The following is an 18,843-nucleotide window of genomic DNA, read 5'->3' as shown; positions in this document are numbered from 1 at the left end:
TTTTATTTCTATACTACCAACTACCACTTATCGCCCCCAAGTTTCAGGGTTGGTTTTCCATTCGCCAAGTAAACTTGCTTCTTCAGCGCTTATATACTTCGACTTTTCAGCTTCTTGTAGTAACATTTCATAATTGCTAAGAGTGTTTAGCTCTACATTAGCATTCTTAAAGTTTTCCTCTGCAATATTAAAGCCATAACTAAAAATAGCAAACATTCCCTTTACATTAGCATTTGCTTCTTTAAGAGCTTCTACAGCCATAAGGCTACTTTTTCCTGTGCTAATTAAATCTTCAACTACAATAACATTGGTATTGGGTTCAAGGTGACCCTCAATTTTATTTTTTCGACCATGACCTTTAGCTTCCGGTCTAACGTAACAAAAAGGAACGTTAAGATAGTCTGCTACTAAAGCGCCAATACCAATTGCTCCAGTTGCTACACCAGCAATCATTTCTGGCTTTCCATAGGTTTCTTCAATTTGTTTAGCGAGGTTTTCACGAATGTAATTTCGAATTGTTGGATACGAAAGTGTTATCCTATTATCACAATAAATGGGAGATTTCCATCCCGAAGCCCATGTAAAAGGGTTTTGTGGTTGTAATTTTATTGCATTAATTTGCAATAATAATGCTGCGGTTTTTTGTGCCGTTTCCTTATTTAATATCATACTACAAATGTATAAAGTTTTTGTAAAAGAAATTCCCATTATTCTTTCTACGGAAAAAAATATTGGCGAACACTATACCACCATACCTTTAAAGCAAGCGCGTTTTAAAAAATTGGTTAAAAAGATTAACAACGGCGAACTTCTCTATGTTAATCTTTATCACAAGAATGCGGAAAAATTAGAACGTTTTCTTCGGAAAAAAATAAAAGTAGTAGAAGCAGCCGGGGGATTAGTTTATAATAGTAAAAAAGAAATTCTTTTTATAAGACGTAACGGGAAATGGGATCTGCCTAAAGGAAAAATTGAAAAAGGAGAAAGTTATAGGGAAGCTGCAATCCGTGAGGTAGAAGAAGAAACAGGGGTAGAAGGTCTTGAAATTCGTGACTTTATAATGAAAACGTATCACGTTTTTACTAGAAACAATAAATACCGACTTAAAATAACCCACTGGTATGAAATGTATACCGATTACGACGGCCCTTTAACTCCTCAGCCTGAAGAGGGTATTAAAAAAGCAAAATGGAAAAATTTTGAAAAATCTCAAGATGCTTTAAAAAACTCGTATGAAAACATAAAACTCCTGTTTCCCAAAGAATATCTAACTACCCACCCTAATGATAGGATAACGAAGATGTGATTTTTCGTAATAAGGGGATTGTTTGTGAACCCAATCTAATTGCAAATACCAATTTTGTGCAAATTCAGGTTGGGTTTGTTTTTTATTCTTAAACTTTTCTTTAATATCTGGGTTATTATTTAAAAACTCCTCGGCCAAATCCTCCCATACATATGGGGAAAATCCTTCTTTTTGTTGCAGAATAGCGTCAAAGAAATTCCAATTAAAAAATGAATCTTGCGCAGAAGGCTCTAAAGTTTCAATTATATATCTTACCCCCGGTTGCTGGGTTTTTACCATAACATCTCCTTTGCTCACCCTAGCATTCTCTGTCGTCATAACTACCTTAGTATTGTAATGTAAGTAATGACCTTCGTATGGACTTTTTACTGTCTGGTAACCGGCTATTCTATAAACTTCGGAAGTGATAATTGTGTCACTTTCAATTTGTGAGAAAGTTATGTTGTTTAGTTTTAAAAGTTCCACAACATTCCAATATCCCTTTGGAATTATATATGCCGTAGGTATTTTAATAGAGTCGTTTGCTTTAAAATTATTATAATAAGTTACCGGTTTGCTAAAAGGCCTATTCCTTTCGTATTTTAATCGTTTTTGCCCTGTAACAGTACTGGGTATAAAATCGCTTTCATAACCTTTGAAGTTGAGTGTAGTTGTTTTTGTTGAATCTATTTCCCAAGAAATAGGGTAGTAGCTTCCAATCTGGTATTTTTTAAAAGCATTCTGTCTTAACGTTTTAATTTTGTCTGCATTCGAATCTGCCACTGTAATAAAGCTTTTCATTATTTCATAAGTACCTTCAACTCTATCTTTATAGGGTTTTAGCATATGTGTTTCCACCATCATGCCTAAAGTGTTGAATAACGCACTATATCCCGTAGAATATCTTGGCGAATCCATAAATTGTGAAAATCCAATTTCTGGTTTGCTATTGAACACGTTCACATACGGTGTGATATCCCATTGTTTTTCTTTTAAAGAATTCTCAAATTCAGGAATAAATAAAGTTTCAAGATAGTTGCCTAATTTACCGCCTAGTTTGTTGTGTTGCGTAAATAGGTGGGTGAGTGTGTATTGGTAATCGGCACCATTGCTAACGTGATTGTCGATGAATAGATCAGGATTGAGCCAGTGAAAAATTTCAGCAAATGATTTTGCGTTTTTAGTATCACTTTTTATGAAATCACGATTTAAGTCGTAGTTTCTAGCATTCCCACGAAATCCATATTCCTCCGGGCCGTTTTGATTTGTTCGGCTTGTACTATTCCTATTTAGTGCACCTCCTATATTATAGATAGGTATTGTAGCTACAATTGTGTTACTCGGACTAGGGATACTGTTTTTAGATAAGTCGGCAAAAAGCCGCATAGTAGCATCTATACCATCAGGCTCTCCAGCGTGTATTCCATTATTAATTAATAAAAGGTTTTTATCCATTTTAGAAAAAGAGGTAGGAGCGGTGGTTTTCCAATTAATATCCGAATTATATATAACAAGGTGCAATGGATGTCCGCTATCGGTTTCTCCCATTTCAAAAATATGTACTCTCTTATCTCCGGCAGCTAAATTTTTATAAAATGTAATACTTTGATTATATGCTGAAGTCTTGTTTAAATTAGGGTAATTTGTAATTAACTGAACTTGATCTTGTTGCGTTTGTCCGTTTAGATTTAAGGAATAAACAAAAAGTATAACACTAAGTGTTAAGAGGTGATTTTTCATCTGCTAATAATTTATGAGGAAATATGTTAAATTCAATGTTCGACCTATGATTGCTTTAAATTTAATAAGGTAAAAATAGAAAAATTAGCACTAAATTATTTGTAAATCTTATTTGGTTGGTTATATTTGCTACTATTAATTAAACTTAAAACTTTTTATTATGAAAAAAATTACTCTTTTAGCTTCGGCTCTTTTGATGACCGCAGCGACTTTTGGTCAAAACCTTATTGTTGATCGTATTGCAGACAACACGACAGGATTAATTTCTACAAAAGGAGATGATGGTACAGGTGTTTACTGTGCTGATTACTTTTCTGTTACTAGCGACGTTGCTCTTGGAGATCTTACGGTTTATGGTCTTAACACGGCAACTCCTATTGAGGCTTTTGTAACTGGTTTCAATGTTTACATTTATGAAATCTCTGGGGCAGTACCTGCTGGAAATCCTGAAATAGTTGGATCGGGTGTTTTAGAGTTAGGTGATATCGAACCTTCATTATATACAATTACTGAGGATGGACAGAATACAGATTTTACTGTTAATATTACTGATGCTAATGGTGGAAATCAAGTTGTTTTAGAAGCAGGTAATATTTACTGGGTATCTGTTTTCCCAAGTGTATTTGGAGAGCCTGGTGGTGATGGTCGTTGGAACTGGTTTGGTTCTGTTTCTGCTTTCCCTAACGAAGAGCCTGTGTTAATTGACCCAGCTGATCTTTTTGGTGCTGGCGCAACTGATTGGACTAACATCTCTGGTTTAATTGGTGAGTCTTTCCCAAGTTTTGCTTGGAACTTAACTGATGAGCCAATTGCATCTATCGGTGATAACCTTGCTGAAATGATTGCTGTTTACCCTAACCCTACTACAGATGTTCTTAACTTGAACATTCCTTCAAGCATCGAAGTTACTAACGTAGCTATGTATGATGTATTAGGTAAAAACGTAGGAGCTGTATACAGCAACGGAACTATCAATACTTCTTCTTTTGCTCAAGGTGTTTACACTTTAAAAGTTGAAACTACTTCAGGTACTCTTACTCAAAAAGTAGTAAAGCAATAAGAATTTTAAAATTCTAAATATTAATATCCCGGCCTTATGGTCGGGATTTTTTTTTATCCTTATGAGCGTCTTTTATATAGTTTTAATTTAATAAACTATTATTGGGTATAATTAAGTAATGCGTGTACGATATGGCCTCATCTTAAGGTTAAGAAGGGTTTATGCCTTAATCGAAGTTTAGATGTTATGTAATACAAAGAATTAAAACTATTGCTAAATCCTTTAAATGATATGCAGCTATAAACAAACAGTTATTTTAATAAATCTAAAGTTAGGTTATAAATATTCTGTGTGTATTAAAAAACAAAAAAATCGCCATTGAATCAAATTTCAATGGCGATTTTAAATTTATATTTAAAAGAGTTCTATCCGTTCATAGAAATTAGGAACTCTTCATTGTTCTTGGTTTGCTTTATTCGATCGTTAATAAACTCCATAGCTTCTATAGGATTCATGTCGGCTAGGTATTTTCTAAGAACCCACATACGTTGTATAGTGTTTTCATCTAGTAAAATATCATCTCTACGGGTACTTGAAGAGGTAAGATCAATAGCAGGGAAAATTCTTCTATTTGAAATTTTTCTATCCAATTGAAGTTCCATGTTACCTGTTCCTTTAAATTCTTCGAAAATAACCTCGTCCATTTTAGAGCCGGTTTCAGTTAAGGCTGTCGCTATAATACTTAAGGAACCTCCGTTTTCGATATTACGAGCAGCACCAAAGAAACGCTTTGGTTTGTGTAATGCATTTGCATCTACACCACCACTTAATATTTTACCACTTGCAGGTTGAACTGTATTATAAGCACGAGCCAAACGAGTTATAGAATCTAATAGAATCACAACGTCGTGACCACATTCTACAAGTCTTTTAGCTTTATCTATTACAAGATTTGCTACACGAACGTGTTCTGTTGCCTCTTTATCAAAAGTAGATGCTACAACCTCGCCACGAACATTACGTTGCATATCAGTAACTTCTTCAGGACGTTCATCAATTAATAAAATAATTTGATAAACTTCAGGGTGGTTCGCCGCTATTGCATTTGCAATATCTTTTAGCAACATTGTTTTCCCAGTTTTTGGTTGAGAAACAATCATACCACGTTGGCCCTTTCCAATAGGAGCAAAAAGATCAATTATTCTTGTTGAAATTGTACTTTGCTTTTCAGCTAATTTAAACTTTTCCTGTGGAAAAAGTGGCGTTAAATGCTCAAATGATACGCGATCGCGAACTACATTTGGGTTTAACCCATTAATTTTATTTACTTTAATTAAAGGGAAGTACTTTTCACCTTCTTTTGGTGGACGCACTTCACCTAAAACTGTATCTCCGGTTTTTAAGCCGAACAGTCTAATTTGTGATTGTGAAACATAAATATCATCAGGAGATGATAAGTAGTTATAGTCGCTAGAACGTAAAAAGCCGTATCCGTCTTGCATTATATCTAGAACTCCTTCGCTTTCTATTATCCCTGCAAACTCGTAATCTGGCTCACGGTAACGATTACGAGAATCTTTATTCCCGTTGTTGCGATTATCGTGTGTATTGCCATCTTTTTGTTTATGGCTCTGATGTTTTTGTCTGTTGTCTGTGTTGTTTTTATCAGAACGTTGGTTTTTATCCCTATCGTCTGATTTATTTTGACGATTTGAAGAAGAAGACTTCTGGTGTTGTGGTTTTCTATCGCTATCTTTATTATCAGATTTAGAAGATTTCTTCACATCATCTTTTTTATCGTCGTCACTCTTCTTATCGTGATGTTTCTTTTGCGAATGTGACTTGTTAGCTTGAGGTTTGCTACCTCTACTTTCATCTTTTTTAGAATTTAGCTGTTTTTCTTTATTGCCACTATTTTTTGAAGATTTAGTTTTTTTCTCCTCCTTTTTAGGAGTTGAAGAAGAATCATCAGCAGCAAGTACAGCCTTAACAGCTTTAGGATTTGCAGCTTGATAATCGAGTATTTGATAAACTAAATCTAACTTTTTTTGAGTGCGATATTTTGGCACTTTAAGTTCTTTGGCTATCTCCTGTAATTCAGGAAGCTTTTTACTTTTTAATTCTGAAATTTCAAACATGTAATGAATGCTGTAGTTAAAATTTATACTATTTAATTCCTTTTGAGAAGGTAAGTACTTTGAAAATGTTTTTTGAAGACTAAGTAACCTTTATTGAGGTGGTTACGAATAGATAATGCAATAATACAACAATATTTTAAAAACTAGTGTTATTTTTTTTAAAAAGATAATGTATTTTTGCTGCTTAATTGTGTTAATAGTAATGATACAACGTATACAAACTGTTTTTTTAATCGTTTCAGCCCTTATAATGGGTGGGTTATATTTATGGTTTCCTGAAGTAGTAGGAACGGATGGTCAAATAATTATGGAACGCAGTGAGCCTTTGATTTTTGGACTTATATTTTTGTCTATAGCATTGGCGATTATTTCGATTATATCATTTAAAAAACGGCAACAGCAATTTGTGTTAAACCGTTTAAATATAGTATCAAATTTTGTATTACTAGGAGTTTTCGTTTATCGATTACTAACTTTATCCGGAGAAACTATTGTTTCAGAGAAGGGTATTGGGGTTCTTTTTCCTATCATTTCTATCGTATTTTTAGTGCTGGCCAATAAGGCCATTAAAAAGGACGAGGACCTCGTAAAATCTGTTGATCGTTTACGGTAAACCGATCTTGGTATATTAGTGCAAAACCCCCTCAGGATGCCACCTAAGGGGGTTTTTTGTTTTTTAGAATAAAGTCAAACTAAAGTAAAAAACTTTTATTAGCTTAGTAAAAGTAATGACTAACGCTTTTCGAATTCTATTACTTCCAAATTTTCAATTTTTTCACAATCTATTTCAAATCTTAGCATGGTTCTTACTTTGTGGAATCCGTGTTTACCCACTGCACCTGGATTCATATGGAGCAGACCTGTAGATTTATCAGGCATAACTTTTAATATATGAGAATGTCCGCATATAAATATTTTTGGAGGATTGGCATATATTTCTTGTCTAATTGAAGGATTGTATTTACCTGGATATCCCCCAATATGAGTAATCCAAACATCAACCTTTTCACACATAAATCGATTGTGTAAAGGAAATTCTCTTCTCGCCTCGTGATCATCTATATTGCCATAAACAGCACGAAGAGGCTTTAATGCTTTTATAGCATCGGTAACAGCTAGGTCACCTATGTCGCCAGCATGCCATACTTCATCGGCTTGTTTGACGTATTTCAAGATTTTATCATCTATATAACTATGTGTGTCGCTGAGAAGAAGAATTTTTTTCAAAGTGTGTGATTTGCTTGATTGTAAAAGTTTTCAAATTTATATAAAATCAAGCTCTAAGGCTTGATTGCATTGAAATTAATATTTTCAATTTTGAAAGTAAGAAGCTCCGCAGTATGTTGTAATTTTGCAAATTGTAAAAACAGTTAAGTTTGCGATATTTTATTGAGATAGCATACAATGGAAAAAACTATTTTGGATGGCAGCGCCAACCAAAGCAGGTGAGTGTTCAGCAAGTTATAGAAGAATCACTTTCCACCTTGCTTCGTTCAGATATAAAAATCACAGGAGCGGGTAGGACAGATGCCGGTGTTCACGCAAAACAATTATTTGCTCATTTCGATTTTGAAGGGATAAGTGATTCAAACGCATTAATTTTTAGAATAAATTCATTTCTTCCAAAGGATATCTCTGTACTAAACATTCTTCAAGTAAAAGAAAACGCACACGCTCGATTTGATGCTGTTGCTAGAGAGTATGAGTACGTTATATCATTAAGGAAAGATCCTTTTTCTCAGGATTTTGCCTATCAATTGAACAAAATCCCTGATGTAGATTTAATGAATAAAACTGCTGAATTATTATTTAATCGTATAGATTTTCAATGTTTTTCGAGATCAAAAACTGACGTAAAAACATTTAATTGTGTTATTAGTAAGGCAAGTTGGGAATTGGTTGATTATAAATTAACTTTTACAATTATGGCAGATCGATTTTTACGTAATATGGTTCGAGCTATAGTAGGAACTTTATTGGATGTTGGATTTGGGAAAACGAGTGTAGAAGATTTTCAGGCAATTTTAAATAGTAAAAATAGATCTAGGGCAGGGGCTTCGGCACCAGCTCACGGATTATATCTTACAAAAGTGAAGTATCCAGAAGAAATATTTCTTCCTTTAGAATAGAATAAAATTAATTTTCAACGTCGATTGGCAATCTTTAATTGACAAATAAATATACCCATGATATATATAGAATATATTTTTAAAGTGTCTCCTTTACAACCAGGAGCTGAAATTCTAACTGCCGAATTAGGTTATGTAGGTTTTGAAAGTTTTGTAGAAACAGAGGAAGGTGTTACAGCTTATATTCAGAAAGATGAGTGGAATGAAAATATTTTGAGTGATATAAATATTTTAGATTCCGATGAATTTAAAGTTGAATATACCTATTCAGAAATAGCTCAGGTAAATTGGAATGCAGAGTGGGAAAAAAACTTCGATCCTATTGAAGTAAATGGAATGTGTACTGTTCGTGCGCCTTTTCATCCGGCAAAATCGTTTACATACGAAATTATTATCGAGCCTAAAATGTCATTTGGAACGGGACATCACGAAACTACCTATATGATGCTTCAGTTTATATTAGAAAATAATTTTAAAAATAAATCTGTTCTTGATATGGGGTGTGGTACTGCTGTTTTAGCAATTTTGGCTGAAATGCGAGGTGCTTCACGACTTGATGCTATCGATATTGATGAATGGTGTTATGAAAATTCTATAGAAAGTGTAGAACGAAATAACTGTGCTAATATTTCGGTATATCAAGGCGATGCAGATTTACTGAAAAACCAAAAATACAATGTTATAATTGCTAACATTAATAGAAACATTTTAATAAATGATATGGCTAGTTACGTCAACTGTTTAGACGCGAAAGGCGAACTATATTTAAGTGGTTTTTACGTGGAAGATCTACCAGTTATTACAGAAACTTGCAATAAATTGGGACTGACCTTCGTTGAGAATAAAGAGAAAAATAGATGGGTTGCAGCAAAATTCGTAGTTTCTTAATTAACTAATTTTTAATTAGTTTAGTAGTTGAGATATCTTTTGTAAGGTTAATCTGGGTTATTTGACAAAGATTTTACTAATACATAAATATTAACGTTTAATTATTTCACGATTTGAGTACAAGAGAAAAAATACAAGAAGATGTAGATGTTGCTGAAATGGAGAGCAACCAAAATGAAATAGTACTTTACAATGATGATGTAAATACATTCGACCATGTAATAAATTGTCTAATATTTGCGTGCGAGCATACACCTGAGCAAGCAGAACAATGCTCTATAATTGTTCATTATAAAGGTAAGTGTACGGTGAAAACTGGAGAATACGAGGAATTAAAACCTCGTTGTACGATGTTGTTGGAGGCTGGTTTGAGTGCTGAGATTATTTAAAACCACTCGAAGTAAATGCCTGAAATAATAACTTCAATTACTAATAAGAATAGCACTATTAAAATAAAACCTGCGCCATAGCGGGTTTTTTTATTGTCTTGGAGTATATAATCTCTTTCTTTTTTATCGTCTGAATCTTTTACAATTTTTGTCATAAGGTTTATTTTAGAGTATTAAATTACGGATAATGAATTACATAAATTAAAAAGAAATCATAAAAGATACATATTGCGGCTAATTGATTGGGGCTTTGTTAATGACAGAAGGAATTTATAGAAGTGAAATATAAAAATTTTCTCCTAAAACGAAAAAACCACACTCAATTGAGTGTGGTTTTTTTGTGACCTTGCCAGGATTCAAACCTGGAACCTCCTGAGCCGTAATCAGGTGCGCTATTCAGTTGCGCCACAAGGCCATTTTGTTGTTGCTTTTAGCGGCTGCAAATATATTTATTTTTAAATTGCAAGACAAATAAAATCAATAAAAAAATGAATTTAACTGAATATATTCGAAATATTGAGGATTTCCCTAAAGCTGGAGTGCGTTTTAAAGATATAACCCCGCTACTAGCAAACCCTGATGCAACGGCCTATTGTTTACAACAATTAGTAGCATTGTTGGAAGATGAGAAGATAGATAAAGTAGTAGGTATTGAGTCCCGTGGTTTTTTCTTTGCAACGTTATTAGCAAAAGAACTAAAAGCAGGTTTTGTTCCGATAAGAAAGCCAGGGAAGCTTCCATTTAATACGCTTAAAGAGCCATATGAGTTGGAATATGGAATGGATGCCCTCGAAATACACGAGGACGCTATTAAAAAGGGTGATCGCGTTCTCTTACACGACGATGTACTAGCTACGGGTGGAACTGCAAGAGCAGCTTGTAAACTTATCGAAAATCTTGGAGGTGAAATTGTGCAGTGTAATTTTTTGCTTGAAATAGCGTTTTTAAAAGGTGCGCAGAAGTTAAAAAATCAAAATGTAAAATCCTTAATAAAGTATTAACTTAACGAATTTTTGGTTACCCATAGTTTGTAACCAAAAATCGCCATTTGTAGCTTCGACGCTTTAGCTAGATCCACTCCCTTTTTGGTGAAACTAGGAAGGAGTTTCTTATTAACCTTTGCTAAAAATTTAAAAAATTTCCGTTTCATATTGTATAAAAATAAGAAAACCTTCTAGTTATTAAGAAGGTTTAAGAAATTTATAAGATTTCTATTTTTTAGTGGTAATTTCTATAGCCCCACTAATTCCTTTGCCACCATATTTCTTAAGCGCTTTTTCACTTTTTAAAACATTTACTCTGTCAATGTTTTCGGGCAACAATAATTCTACTTGCTTCTTAGTAGAGGCTATACCATCGATAAAATAAAGTATATTGTCTGCTTTTTTATTTTTATTTATTTGTATTTCCGTTTTCGTTTGGCCCTGCACTTCTTGTGCCTCATTTTTTGGAGTGGCTGAAGGAATAGAATGATTATTTTTTGTTTTAGATCGGCGTTTCTCAATTTCTATTTTTCTCTTTTGTAGACGTTCTTGCATTTTCATTTTGCGTTCGTTTATATCTTGGGAACGTTCTTGCCTCTTTAAACTTCTTCTTTGCATACGTTCCTTACGGCGCTTTTCGACTGCTTCAGACCAAAACCCTGTTTTCCCATCTTTATCTATAAAAAAGAAAAACTCATCAATGCCCTGATCCTGGCTTACTTGGTAATTTCCATTGTTTCCGTTTCCAGTGTATGTCAGAGTAAGTGAAGTAATTTCGTTGTTATTGTTGCGAATGGTAGCATAGCTTAAATCTAAACCAAATTTACTTTTAACCTCTTCTTTAATTTCTTGAAGTGAAGCATCGGTTGTGTTCTTGTCAATTTTTACACGGTAGGTTTCCTGTAATGGTAATTGTTTTTTAGTCATAGCTTTGGATGATTTTTGGGCTATAGATTTTGTAACAGGCTCAGTAGTTGTAATAACAGCTATATCCATCTTGTCTAAAACATGTTGGATAGCTTCTTCTTTAACTTGATCTGTTTTTATCTTATTATTCTCTGAAGGAATTTCCACGTATTTTTTTACTTCGTTTACGTTAAAACCCCATAAAAATATCGTTAATAAGGGCAGTACTACCATAGCCTTAAAGGCGTTTCGTCTGTTTGAATTCGCTTTGTTTAACATAATGATGCGTTTTTTGATGAATGAATTATAAAAGTTGTTTTTAGGGGCAGATAAAGGTGATGCCAATGAAGTGCTAAGTAGTGCTAATTGGTATTCCTTTTTTGAATTAATACAAGTAATGGTTGTTCGGTCTGCCAAATACTCTAAGTTTTCTACAATGCTTTTTTTGTAACCCCATGCTAATGGATTAAACCATTGCAAAATAATAAGTACATTACTTGCTAAAACATCTATTGTATGTAATTGTTCTACGTGTGTTTTTTCATGGGCTAATATCATACCAAGTTCATTGTCAGTATGTAGAGTGGGATTGTAAACGATATAATTGAAAAATGAAAATGGTGAAATTGATTCAGATACTTCAATTATCTTAAAATTGTTACTTTTCTTGTAAGGATGTTTTTTCAATAAAATAATAAGAGAAATAAGCTGATAAATGAATCTTAATGAAAATACTATTACTCCTAATATATATATGTACAATAGTATATTTTCAATTGAATAGTTTGTGTTTAATGCTGTGGAATTTAAAGTTTCTAAAGCCGTTTCAGTAGAAGGAAATGATACTAAAGCGGGTGTTTCTATAATTATGGTTTTGGTAAATTGTATTATTGGAAGTATTGCAGCAGCCAAAATTCCGATAAGAAGAAAAAGCCTGTTGAAAGTAAAGTGCGTTTCTTTTTTTAATAGACAAGAATAAACCAGATAAAATAAGGAAAGAATTCCCGCAGATTTTAAAATGTATTGAATTGATTCCATTTTATTTTTTGTTTTCAATTAACTCTAATATCTCTCGAAGATCCTGTGCGCTTATTTTTTCTTCTTTAGCAAAAAATGAAACCATGTTTTTATAACTATTATTAAAGTAGCGTTTAGAAGCGAGATTCATAAATCCCTCGCTGTATTCTTTCTTAGAAATAATAGGATAGTACTGATGCGTTTTGCCAAAAGCATTAAAAGCTACATAGCCTTTATCTTCAAGATTTCTAACTATAGTAGATATTGTGTTGTAATGATTAGTGCTCGGTAAAATCTGTAAAATTTCTTTTACAAAAGCCTTTTCAAGTTTCCAAAGAGCTTGCATTACTTCTTCTTCTTTATTAGTAAGGTTTTCCATAGATAAAATTTAGAACTAGCTTTATAGTTAGACAACTAGTTTTGTAGTTATATAACTTCTTTTTTAGTTGTTTATTGTATTCGTTAAAAAAATACTATCAAAACCTGTGCTTTTTTCATTATTAGTATCTTCGCGAACTTAATAAGGTTTATGGATTATTTATTTGTATTTCTCGGCTTAACACTATTAGTAATTGGAGGAGAATTTTTGGTGCGGTCTTCCGTGGCGCTTTCCTTTAAATTGAATTTGTCAAAAATGGTTATAGGATTGACGGTAGTTTCATTTGCTACCTCAGCTCCAGAATTGTTGGTGAGTTTACAAGCTGCTCTAAATGGGTTTTCTGATATCTCCTTAGGAAATGTAATCGGTTCAAATATTGCAAATATTGGGCTTGTTTTAGGAATAACGGCAATAATTTCACCTTTAGCCATAGATAAAGATTTCTATAAGCTTAATTGGCCTGTAATGATGATCCTTTCAATTGGGCTGTATTTTATATTAAAAAGTGGAGATATAATCTCCCGTTCCGAAGGAGTTGCCTTACTCCTTATGTTAGTGATTTATCTGTGGATTTTAATACGAAAAGCACGAAAGGATAGGGGCGTAGTGCAAGTTGATGAAGAAGTTGATGAAAGTCTTGCCACCACATCTAATTTTAAAATTATTCTTTGGTTAATTATTGGAGGTGTAGCGCTATACGGTGGAAGTGAACTATTAGTAAATGGAGCTGTTTCATTAGCGCAAAGTTTCGGAGTAACAGAACGAGTTATTGCTGTAACTATGATTGCGGTAGGTACAAGTATCCCAGAGCTTGCTGCTTCTGTAATTGCAGCCCTTAAAAAAGAAAAGGCTCTATCCCTCGGTAATCTTATAGGTTCTAACATTTTTAATATTGCTTCAGTCTTAGGAATTACTGCTATTATTCAACCCATAGCAGTTATGAGCGAAGAGGTGCTTACAAACGACATATTCTGGATGATTGGTTTCGCTGGCATACTTTTACCTTTAGCATTTCTTCCAAAAGCCTACGAACTTGGCCGTAAAAGAGGGATTTTGCTTTTATCGGCTTACGCTTTTTTTATTGCTTTAACAATTTTAAAATAGTCTTTGTCGGGTTCAACCCCTATTTTTTAGGGGGTCTTCACAGTAAAACATATTTTTTTTTAAAAAAAATCTAAAAATAAAGGGGTGTGTTTCGGTTTTTCTTATTTTTGCAATGTCAAACTAAAAAAACTACAAGATGCCAACATTGCGATTTCACGCACTAAAAAAGACCTTCGATAGAGTTCCAGTTTCTGTAACAGAACCAGAAAGGCGTTCCGAAATCTTTGGAAAAAATGTTTTTAATAGAGATGCTATGCGTCAATATCTTACCAAAGATTCATTTAATAGTGTTATGGCAGCTATTAATACTGGCGCTAAAATAGACCGAAATATTGCCGATCACATCTCAACTGGTATGAAAGAATGGGCTATTGCTAAAGGTGCTACACATTATACTCACTGGTTTCAACCTTTAACTGGCGCAACAGCTGAAAAGCACGACGCGTTTTTTGAAACAATGGAAGACGGTCACGCTATTGAAAAATTTGGTGGCGGACAATTAGTACAACAAGAACCAGACGCTTCTAGTTTCCCAAATGGGGGAATTAGAAATACATTTGAAGCTCGTGGATACACTGCCTGGGATCCAACTTCCCCAGCATTTATCTATGGAACGACACTGTGTATACCAACAGTTTTTGTTTCGTATACAGGTGAAGCACTAGATTATAAAACTCCTTTACTTAAAGCATTACTTTCTATTGATAACGCCGCAACTGCAGTGGCAAAATATTTTGATAAGAATGTAACTAAAGTAAATGCAACTCTAGGTTGGGAACAAGAATACTTTTTAGTAGATAGCGCTTTAGCAGCTTCTCGTCCTGATATTTCATTGGCTGGGAGAACGCTACTTGGGCATTCTTCTGCAAAAGGACAACAATTAGACGATCATTACTTTGGTTCAATTCCGGCCCGTGTATTAAACTTTATTAGACACTTGGAAACGGAATGCATGTTATTAGGTATTCCAGTAAAAACACGTCACAATGAAGTGGCTCCAAATCAATTTGAGTTGGCCCCAATATTTGAAGAAACAAATCTTGCAGTAGATCACAACTCTTTGTTGATGGATTTGATGCATAAAATTGCCGAAAAGCATAACTTTAAGGTATTGTTTCATGAGAAGCCATTTGCCAATGTAAATGGAAGTGGTAAACACAACAATTGGTCTTTAGCTACAGATACAGGTGTAAACCTTTTGGGGCCTGGAAGTACTCCAATGAAAAACCTTCAGTTCTTAACTTTCTTTATCAATACGCTTAAAGCGGTAAATGATCATGAAGAATTACTTAGAGCGTCCATTGCAAGTGCAAGTAACGATCATAGATTAGGGGCAAATGAAGCTCCTCCAGCAATTATTTCGGCCTTTATTGGTTCGCAATTAACTGAGGTACTTGACGAACTTGAAAAAGTGACCAATGGAAAACTTTCACCACAAGAAAAAACAGAACTCAAGTTAAATGTTGTGGGTAAGATTCCAGAAATTTTACTAGATAATACCGATCGTAACCGAACTTCAGCCTTTGCTTTTACAGGTAATAAGTTTGAATTTCGTGCAGTAGGTTCTACAGCCAACTGTGCAAATCCTATGACTGTATTAAATGCTATTGTTGCTAAACAACTTATAGACTTTAAGGCAAAAGTTGACGGATTGATAAAGAGCAAAAAGATGAAGAAGGACGACGCCATCTTTAATGTGCTTAGAGAATATATTAAGGACTCAAAAAGAATTCGTTTTGAAGGTGACGGTTATGGTGAAGCCTGGGAAAAGGAAGCAAAAAAACGTGGACTTAGCAATCACCAAACAACTCCAGAAGCATTAAAGGCGAAGATTTCTAAGAAATCCATTGATCTTTTTGAAAGCTTAGGAATAATGAGCAAAGTAGAGATGGAAGCTCGTTATGAAATTGAAATGGAAGAATATACTATGCGTATTCAGATTGAAGCGCGTGTACTTGGAGATATTGCTAGAAACCATATTATTCCTACGGCTATTCAATATCAAAATATATTGATAGAAAACGTTCAAGGGTTAAAAAACATATACGGTACCGATTTCAAGAAGTTTGCTACAGAGCAGATGCACCTTATTGAACAAATAAGTGAGCATCTTGCTAAAATTAATAAAGGCATTACAGATATGATTGAAGAGCGTAAAAAAGCCAACAAAATTGAAAACGCTGAAAAACGTGCTCAATCATATTGTCACGAAGTAAAACCCTATTTCCAAATAATAAGGTACCACTGTGATAAACTAGAACTATTAGTAGACGATGAGCTTTGGCCATTAACTAAATACAGAGAGTTGTTATTTACAAAATAATTTTTCTTTTACTTAAAGACCTTCTAGACCGCTCAATCTCTATTGGGCGGTTTTTTGTTGTACGTTTTCGCTATTCAAGTTTTATCAATAATAGTTGTTGCTGTATTATTATAAGTCCATACAACTAGTATATCATGTAATATTTAATGTAGTCATTAAACACCATTAATTTTATTAAGAATCCAAAGTTTTAACAAATGATATTCTATTAAAATAGTTGTTTCCCCCTATTTGCATAAAAAGATTAAATTTGTTTGTTTATTAATAATTTTTATTGCATATTTGTTGTGTAGTTCAAAAGGAAATAAATTTTTTTCGAACTATAATTCTCCTCAAAAAAACAAACCTGTCCCCAGCGTTTTGTAAATCAGAATAAATCCCTACTTTTTAAAATGTTCTTTTTACTAAGTTCATTTTCACACTCATCCCCATAATTTAATTTTGATGGAATGCTTTTGCGTATTCCAATCAATCAACAAGGAAGATTTTCCTTGCAAGAAATAGAATATTTTTTTAACCAAATATTAATCTTTAAATCTTTAAATTATGAAAAAAGTAGTTTTATGCGCAATGGCGCTAATGGGTGGAACAGCAATGTTTGCTCAATTTAACACGAGTACTGTTACTCAAACAGGAAATTTAAATGCAAATGGAACACTCCAAGTAGGGTTGTTAAACACATCAGATGTGGACCAAACAGGCGATTTGAATGGTAACTTAACCTTACAATTGGGAGCATTTAATGATTCTGATACAGATCAAGAAGGTGATTTAAATGTTGCAGGTACTGCACAATTAGGAGTCGGCAACGATGCTAGAACATTACAACAAGGTGATCGCAACACTGCAGGTACCTTACAAGTTGGAAATGACAACGATGCGTATACTTGGCAAGAAGGTAATGATAACCTAAGTACAACTGAACAATACGGAGATGATAACGACTCTTATGTAGATCAGTGGGGTGACGATAACGTAAGTTCGGTATTACAAATTGGTCTTTCTAATAGCTCGACAGTAGAGCAGTGGGGTAATAATAATACGTCTTCCGTAATGCAAGACGGATGGGGTAACGACTCTGATGTATTTCAAGGTGGTAACAACAATACTTCTTCAGTAATGCAGGATGGATTGTTTAATGACAGTGATGTAGTTCAAATTGGTGATGGTAATGATTCACAAGTTGAACAATATGGTATCCTTAATAGTAGCGATGTTTATCAATTTGGTGATGACAATAGCTCAATGGTTTATCAGGATGGTATTTTAAATACTAGCGATGTTGATCAAATAGGTGATGACAATACCTCTATCGTTGAGCAAATTGGTAATCTTAATGATAGTGATGTTGATCAAATTGGGAACGATAACTGGGCTGGTACAGGTCAATACGGAAACGGTAATGAATCTACTACTTATCAGTTAGGTAGTGATAACAATGCTTTGACTATTCAATTCGGTGATGATAACGAAAGTACAACTCGTCAGGTAGGTTTCTTTAATGACTCTGATGTTTTTCAAATTGGAAACGACAACTATAGCTATGTTGGGCAAGCTGGAGTCCTTAATACATCTATGGTGAATCAATTTGGTAATGATAATACTAGTATCGTTGCTCAAGTAGGTTTATTGAATTATTCTGATGTACTTCAAGTTGGTAATGATAACATAAGCTTAGTTGGACAAGCAGGTATAGGTCATACAAGCTACAACCATCAATTAGGTAATAGTAACTTTAGCCTTGTAGGTCAAATAGGTTTAGGTAACTGGAGTCATGTAGATCAAATCGGTAATGGTAACGTTGATGTTACTTTTCAGAACTAAATAATTTATCGAGTTAATAAGCTCATATATTATCAGTTATAGTAAAAATGGTATAAGAGCATCTAAACAATGCTCTTATACTTATTTTAAAAAGAGATTATAAAAATTTAAATTAATAAGGATTTGTTCTAGTTGTTAATTTTCAAAAAAATCAATATCTTCAACAAGACCATTAAAAAATATAAAGATGAAAACTTTCAATATTATAATTATAGTCTTAGCTCATTTTTGTTTTGTAAATGTGTCTTCTGCTCAAACATTTAAAGACAAGGACAATAAAGCCTTAGAAAAAATTCAAGCTAAACCTTCGCTCTATAATGTTGTAGCATCTCAAGCTGTACTTCCAAGTAATGTTAGAAATAGTGTTTTTGTTCAACAAATTGGAAACGATAATGCTGCATTTTCTATTTTAAAATCAAACCAAAGTGATGTGGAATTGTTCCAAATTGGTAACCGTAATGATGTAGGTCTTTTTATTTCTGCAAACAAAATTTCCGAGGAAGTTTTACAAATCGGTGATAATCATAGCTTCACAGATATTAGTCCTAATAACAATGATATACATGCTACAAATGTTGTGCAATTTGGAGCTAATCAAAATTTAATCCGGCTTGGCAGCCAAAATTCAATGTCCGATAAAATGTTGGTTACTATGAAAGGTAATAATCAGACTGTTATAATTCGAAGCTTAAAAAATTAAAATTTTGTATAAATTTCTACAATATAGCCTATCTATAT

At 33.5% G+C, this 18,843-nt stretch carries 18 protein-coding genes and 1 tRNA gene; 11 read left to right on the top strand and 8 right to left on the bottom strand.

Annotated features, from left to right (window positions below; genetic code table 11):
* Positions 1-27: 27 nt before the first annotated feature.
* Positions 28-669 (bottom strand): orotate phosphoribosyltransferase, encoded by a 642-nt coding sequence (pyrE, locus tag RT250_RS00980; RefSeq protein ID WP_313111304.1) that lies wholly within the window; start codon positions 667-669, stop codon positions 28-30.
* A 7-nt stretch (positions 670-676) separates the two neighbouring features.
* On the opposite strand from pyrE, the gene RT250_RS00975 reads away from it, so the two are divergent.
* Positions 677-1,306: an NUDIX hydrolase gene (locus RT250_RS00975; RefSeq protein ID WP_139855869.1), complete on the top strand. Its 630-nt coding sequence runs from the start codon at positions 677-679 to the stop codon at positions 1,304-1,306.
* Here the strand turns inward: RT250_RS00975 and RT250_RS00970 are convergent.
* Entirely contained in the window at positions 1,268-3,025 is a 1,758-nt protein-coding gene (locus tag RT250_RS00970; protein WP_313111301.1) for a M14 family metallopeptidase, read from the bottom strand. The genes RT250_RS00975 and RT250_RS00970 overlap by 39 nt on opposite strands.
* 160 nt (positions 3,026-3,185) lie before the next feature.
* On the opposite strand from RT250_RS00970, the gene RT250_RS00965 reads away from it, so the two are divergent.
* Positions 3,186-4,085, top strand: a complete 900-nt coding sequence (locus tag RT250_RS00965; protein WP_313111299.1) for a T9SS type A sorting domain-containing protein — start codon at positions 3,186-3,188, stop codon at positions 4,083-4,085.
* Positions 4,086-4,450: 365 nt separating this feature from the next.
* Here the strand turns inward: RT250_RS00965 and rho are convergent, their stop codons facing one another.
* Positions 4,451-6,163, bottom strand: coding sequence for a transcription termination factor Rho (gene rho, locus RT250_RS00960; RefSeq protein ID WP_313111297.1), 1,713 nt, complete (start codon positions 6,161-6,163; stop codon positions 4,451-4,453).
* A 202-nt stretch (positions 6,164-6,365) separates the two neighbouring features.
* Here rho and RT250_RS00955 point away from each other — a divergent pair, with 202 nt between their 5' ends.
* A complete protein-coding gene (locus RT250_RS00955) occupies positions 6,366-6,776 on the top strand; it encodes a DUF4293 domain-containing protein (RefSeq protein WP_185098462.1) in 411 nt (136 codons plus the stop codon).
* A gap of 119 nt (positions 6,777-6,895) precedes the next feature.
* Here the strand turns inward: RT250_RS00955 and RT250_RS00950 are convergent, their stop codons facing one another.
* The gene (locus RT250_RS00950) at positions 6,896-7,390 is read right to left on the bottom strand and encodes a metallophosphoesterase family protein (RefSeq protein WP_313111293.1); all 495 of its coding nucleotides are present in this window, start codon (positions 7,388-7,390) and stop codon (positions 6,896-6,898) included.
* 149 nt (positions 7,391-7,539) lie between these two features.
* Here RT250_RS00950 and truA point away from each other — a divergent pair, with 149 nt between their 5' ends.
* From truA to RT250_RS00935, 3 genes are all read left to right on the top strand, one after another.
* Positions 7,540-8,292, top strand: coding sequence for a tRNA pseudouridine(38-40) synthase TruA (gene truA / locus RT250_RS00945; RefSeq protein WP_313111291.1), 753 nt, complete (start codon positions 7,540-7,542; stop codon positions 8,290-8,292).
* A 57-nt stretch (positions 8,293-8,349) separates the two neighbouring features.
* Entirely contained in the window at positions 8,350-9,180 is an 831-nt protein-coding gene (gene prmA / locus RT250_RS00940; RefSeq protein WP_435373063.1) for a 50S ribosomal protein L11 methyltransferase, read from the top strand.
* 113 nt (positions 9,181-9,293) lie between these two features.
* On the top strand, positions 9,294-9,569 hold the full coding sequence (locus tag RT250_RS00935) for an ATP-dependent Clp protease adaptor ClpS (RefSeq protein WP_139855877.1): 276 nt from the start codon (positions 9,294-9,296) through the stop codon (positions 9,567-9,569).
* Here RT250_RS00935 and RT250_RS00930 read toward each other — a convergent pair.
* Both RT250_RS00930 and RT250_RS00925 read right to left on the bottom strand, forming a co-directional pair.
* Positions 9,566-9,724: a hypothetical protein gene (locus RT250_RS00930; RefSeq protein ID WP_313111285.1), complete on the bottom strand. Its 159-nt coding sequence runs from the start codon at positions 9,722-9,724 to the stop codon at positions 9,566-9,568. The two genes, RT250_RS00935 and RT250_RS00930, sit on opposite strands and share 4 nt — an antisense overlap.
* 186 nt (positions 9,725-9,910) lie before the next feature.
* A tRNA-Arg gene (locus RT250_RS00925) sits at positions 9,911-9,984 on the bottom strand.
* 73 nt (positions 9,985-10,057) lie between these two features.
* On the opposite strand from RT250_RS00925, the gene RT250_RS00920 reads away from it, so the two are divergent.
* On the top strand, positions 10,058-10,570 hold the full coding sequence (locus tag RT250_RS00920; protein ID WP_313111282.1) for an adenine phosphoribosyltransferase: 513 nt from the start codon (positions 10,058-10,060) through the stop codon (positions 10,568-10,570).
* Between the two features lie 210 nt (positions 10,571-10,780).
* Here the strand turns inward: RT250_RS00920 and RT250_RS00910 are convergent, their stop codons facing one another.
* Together RT250_RS00910 and RT250_RS00905 are read right to left on the bottom strand one after the other, a co-directional pair.
* A complete protein-coding gene (locus RT250_RS00910) occupies positions 10,781-12,496 on the bottom strand; it encodes a M56 family metallopeptidase (protein WP_313111279.1) in 1,716 nt (571 codons plus the stop codon).
* 1 nt (position 12,497) lies between these two features.
* Positions 12,498-12,854: a BlaI/MecI/CopY family transcriptional regulator gene (locus RT250_RS00905; RefSeq protein ID WP_313111277.1), complete on the bottom strand. Its 357-nt coding sequence runs from the start codon at positions 12,852-12,854 to the stop codon at positions 12,498-12,500.
* A 150-nt stretch (positions 12,855-13,004) separates the two neighbouring features.
* Between RT250_RS00905 and RT250_RS00900 the strand changes: the two genes are divergently transcribed.
* From RT250_RS00900 to RT250_RS00885, 4 genes are all read left to right on the top strand, one after another.
* Positions 13,005-13,958: a calcium/sodium antiporter gene (locus tag RT250_RS00900; protein WP_313111275.1), complete on the top strand. Its 954-nt coding sequence runs from the start codon at positions 13,005-13,007 to the stop codon at positions 13,956-13,958.
* A 136-nt stretch (positions 13,959-14,094) separates the two neighbouring features.
* On the top strand, positions 14,095-16,281 hold the full coding sequence (locus RT250_RS00895) for a glutamine synthetase III family protein (RefSeq protein WP_313111273.1): 2,187 nt from the start codon (positions 14,095-14,097) through the stop codon (positions 16,279-16,281).
* Positions 16,282-16,827: 546 nt separating this feature from the next.
* Positions 16,828-18,105 carry a hypothetical protein gene (locus tag RT250_RS00890; protein WP_313111272.1) on the top strand — a complete coding sequence of 426 codons (1,278 nt, stop codon included), beginning with the start codon at positions 16,828-16,830 and terminating at the stop codon, positions 18,103-18,105.
* A 187-nt stretch (positions 18,106-18,292) separates the two neighbouring features.
* A complete protein-coding gene (locus tag RT250_RS00885; RefSeq protein WP_313111270.1) occupies positions 18,293-18,805 on the top strand; it encodes a hypothetical protein in 513 nt (170 codons plus the stop codon).
* Positions 18,806-18,843: the final 38 nt, after the last annotated feature.

The organism is Aequorivita sediminis, from assembly GCF_032080575.2.
In the GTDB taxonomy this organism is placed as follows: Bacteria; Bacteroidota; Bacteroidia; order Flavobacteriales; family Flavobacteriaceae; genus Aequorivita; species Aequorivita sediminis.
The sequence above is the reverse complement of the archived record's forward strand: the minus strand, read 5'-3'. Positions and strand labels throughout refer to the sequence as shown.